This window comes from Corynebacterium lipophiloflavum DSM 44291, from assembly GCF_000159635.1.
GTDB lineage: Bacteria > Actinomycetota > Actinomycetes > Mycobacteriales > Mycobacteriaceae > Corynebacterium > Corynebacterium lipophiloflavum.
In genome coordinates this window covers 89,698-93,213 of record NZ_GG667192.1, presented here as the reverse complement: position 1 = coordinate 93,213, position 3,516 = coordinate 89,698, and the positions used below count along the sequence as shown (strand labels likewise).

The window sequence follows — 3,516 nt, the reverse complement described above, 5'->3', positions numbered from 1 at the left end:
GCCGGTTCCCGACCACGCTTCCAGAGACGACGGTTTCGTGACCGAAACCGTCGTCTCTGCCGGCGCTTTTCGCACTTTATGGTGCCCTCCAAGGCAAAAAGGGTGCTGTTGCAAAGTTGGGGCAGTAGAAAGACCAGCGTGAAATAATCACAGCCATGGGCATCTTCTCCGGTCGTCACTTCCCCAACTTTGCAACAGCACCGCCGCTAGGTGGAGGTTGGGGTTCTTCATGAAATCTTCATGGTCCAGCCCTGGATTCCGGCCAGTCGGGCCTCTAGGGTCGAGGGTGTGGGCCGGTCGGCTCGACCGGCCCGCCTTTCCGGACCGAATTGAGATATGGAGCACGACATGACCCATCACGTACACGCCATGCTGGAGACCCACCCGAAGGACCTAGGCCAGATCGACAAGGACAAACTGGCCGAATGCATCACCGCCTGCTTCGAGTGCGCCCAGACCTGCACCGCCTGCGCGGATGCCTGCCTGGGTGAGGACATGGTCGCGGAGCTGACCACCTGCATACGCCTCAACCTCGACTGTGCTGACATCTGTACGGCCACCGGCCGGATGCTCTCCCGGCCCACCGACTGGAACGTCACCCTTATCCGCTCCGTCCTGGAGGCTTGTCGTACTGCCTGCCAGGCCTGTGGAGAAGAATGCGCCCGCCACGCTGAGATGCACGAGCACTGCACGGTCTGCGCCGAGGCCTGCCGCCGGTGCGAGCAGGCCTGTACTGAGCTGCTCGCCACCTTGGACTAACCCCGACCCACGACCACGCTCACTGTTTCCGCCATATCTTTCCTATGCAGGGGTTTTCGACCTCCCGGACCATTGTGAACGAGACGTTGCTCCAGCACTAGTCTTCCGCTCCTGCGGTTTTGGCCATGAAGTGCAGGGCAGTAGCTCAGATCATCGACAATCCGAGGGAAAGCGCAGAGGACATGATAAATAACGGTCCTGCTCCCACAGGCCGGCATCGTCACCGAAAAGGAGAAACAGCAGGCGGGTCAGAAACACCGAGGTGCGCTGGACTTCCTCGTCCTCGTCCTCCGGGTTGGTGGGTGCGGCATCGGCCACGTCCTCGTCCACCTCGGCACCCGCCATTGCGGTGAACAGGTTCGCCATGATCTTTGACGCCTTGATCGAGGCGGCCTGCTCTTCCTCGCGGGTCATGGACTCGTCGTAGCCGGCGAGGAATTTCAGCTCGTCCACATGATCGGTGACCTCACCGAGGGGGAAGGTCACGTCGAAGCGCTGCTCGGGGTCACCCAGGCGCAGGAGACGGAAGGTCTCGAAGTCGGAGGCGAGGATGTAGCGGGGTTGTTCGGTGGCGGAGACGGACCCGCCCTGCAGGTAGTCGCGGGCCTGGTCGACCGCGAGCTGGAGGTCGACACCCGGTTTCTTCGCCTCGCCAATCACCACGGAGGGCCAGAACAGGTCGATGTAGCCGGTATTACCCGTCGAGGCGCGCTTGGCGTCTTGCTCGAACAGGTCCATGCGTGCGGCGGAGATGCCGAAGCAGGCGAGGAAGTCCGACCAGAAAGACTGGGCGTACTTCTTCTCGATCGCCCCCTGGTTAGCTTCAGTCCAGCTGTCGAGGCGCTCACGCCAGTGCAGCTTGAACTTGTCGAGGTTGTGCCGCATTTCGGAGCGGTCGAGACGCTGGGGGCAGGAGTAGTCACCGTCCCACCATATCCAGCAACGCCACACCCGGAGCCGAAATCCGCCAGCAGTCGCGGTTCGACGAGAAGCGGCTTGTTCTGCCGGGTGACGACTGCCCTCTAAGGGCGCCCCTTAGGCAACCGTCGACTCACCGAGCGGTTACCTAAGGAGATCGACGTATTTCGACCGCGCTTTCATTGCGTGAATCAGCAATTCGTCCCCGTCGGAGGCGACAACCACGACAGTCTCCAAAAGTCGGGCGTGGGTGTCAAACCCGAGACGTAGTTCACGCCATTGCGCGGGATCATCGTCAAGGGGTGCGACCCATGTTGGAAATAAAGCGGCATGGATGCCGTCTTCCTCACTGATGCCGTGCTTGGTGGCGGAGGCCGCCACCCTCATGCCACGGTGAGAGCGGTGATCGCCTGGCGCATCATCTCTGAACGCGACAGATGCTTTTCGGCTGCGATCCTGTCGAGTGACTCCAACTCCTCCGGGGTGAGACGAACCGTAACCACCTGGGAAGCTTCGGGGCCACGACCCGGACGCCCGCGCTTCTTCAGCGCATCGACGTTATAACCATCCTCCGCCTCGGCAACCCAGGCGTTCAGCTGCTTCTCGGTGACATTAACAGGCATGCAATTATCGTATTACGGAATTGGGGGCATGTCGAGCCTCTCACTCAATCGCTTAGAAGAAGTTTCCGGCAATACCCCTATAACCCGTTACTGTCTCACCGAAAAAGAAAACAGCATCACACTGCCCAGGGGGCAGGGGAACCGTATATTGCTTACGGCTCCGCTATTTAAATTACTTCTTAGCGGGCCGCCCTCGCTTTCGAGAGATGCCTAGTTCTTTCCGTAGCTCATTGACTCTCCTCACTGAAAGGCCCAATTCGTTTGCTACCTCTACCCTCGCGGGGTCATAACCTTCCCTCTTGCGTGAAGACACGTAAGCGAGAACACGGCCTTTGTTTTCGTCTGTACTAAAGCTTCGCTTCATATTGGCGGTTTTAAGTTCGGCTAGTGCGCCCTTCGCATAGTCACTTTCCCGATCCGACCATCGCTCTGCGGCTTTTTGGCCGCCTCTGCGGCCCATGGTGGCTAGGGCCTTGCGTTGGCTTGTGGTGGCGTACTTCGCGGTGGGTGTGCCGTAGGAGTCGGTCTTGCCCTGGGTGACGTAGCCGCGCACCCGCCTCGCCATGGTCTGACGGTCCCGCATCGGCGGCATCTCCGCTGCCCTGCCGTCGCCACCTTCGCGTTGGGCGATGTTGTAGGCGCGCTCGTAGGCGTCGATGATCGCCGCGTCGGTCATCCGCTCCCCCGCCGCACGCAGGCGGTGGGCGGTCTTCAGCGCGTGGCGAAAGGCTGTCTCGTCGCGGGCGGCGCGTCCCGGGTTGATCCAGCGCACCAGGACACCATCAACGAGATCCGGGTTGCAGCGATCCGTCTCCTCGCCCATCTCGACTTCGATCTCGTCGGCGATCGCGCGGAAAGCCTGGGCCTGCTCGCGGCGTGCCTTGACCTTCTCGATGAGTTCGCGCCCACTGGAGAACTCCTGGCGGGGCGATACATGCTGGGGCTCGTCGGTCACCTCGCGCACCTCCCTGATGAAGTCGGACAGCCGGTCAATGCGGTGATGCTGCCGATACCAGATATAGCGATCCGGGCTCTCGCCCGTGTAGAAGGGGCTGCGGCTGAACCGGTGGGCGAAGTTCGGATCGTGGTCCAAAAACCCGCCCAGGGTCCGGCTCGTCGCCGCCAGAAGCGCCATATTGGGGGACTTACCGGACTCATCGGCATAGACCGGGTCAATCAGCCACAAACACTGCGCCGTACCGCTCGGGCCCGACCT

At 61.3% G+C, this 3,516-nt stretch carries 5 protein-coding genes; 1 reads left to right on the top strand and 4 read right to left on the bottom strand.

The annotated features are described in order from the left end of the window. The first annotated feature begins 348 nt into the window (after positions 1-348). Complete coding sequence (locus HMPREF0298_RS03665) at positions 349-759, top strand: four-helix bundle copper-binding protein (protein ID WP_040422633.1); 411 nt, start codon at positions 349-351, stop codon at positions 757-759. 150 nt (positions 760-909) lie between these two features. On the opposite strand, the gene HMPREF0298_RS12670 is transcribed toward HMPREF0298_RS03665, so the two are convergent. The 4 genes from HMPREF0298_RS12670 to HMPREF0298_RS03645 form a co-directional block, all read right to left on the bottom strand. Then, a complete protein-coding gene (locus HMPREF0298_RS12670) occupies positions 910-1,644 on the bottom strand; it encodes a type IIL restriction-modification enzyme MmeI (RefSeq protein ID WP_006839753.1) in 735 nt (244 codons plus the stop codon). A 177-nt stretch (positions 1,645-1,821) separates the two neighbouring features. Next, positions 1,822-2,064, bottom strand: a complete 243-nt coding sequence (locus tag HMPREF0298_RS12665) for a hypothetical protein (RefSeq protein ID WP_006839752.1) — start codon at positions 2,062-2,064, stop codon at positions 1,822-1,824. Beyond that, a complete protein-coding gene (locus HMPREF0298_RS03650) occupies positions 2,061-2,300 on the bottom strand; it encodes a ribbon-helix-helix domain-containing protein (RefSeq protein ID WP_006839751.1) in 240 nt (79 codons plus the stop codon). Before HMPREF0298_RS03650 ends, HMPREF0298_RS12665 begins: the two co-directional genes overlap by 4 nt. A gap of 172 nt (positions 2,301-2,472) precedes the next feature. Continuing rightward, on the bottom strand, positions 2,473-3,516 hold a 1,044-nt coding region (locus HMPREF0298_RS03645), incomplete at its 5' end, for a replication initiation protein (RefSeq protein WP_006839750.1).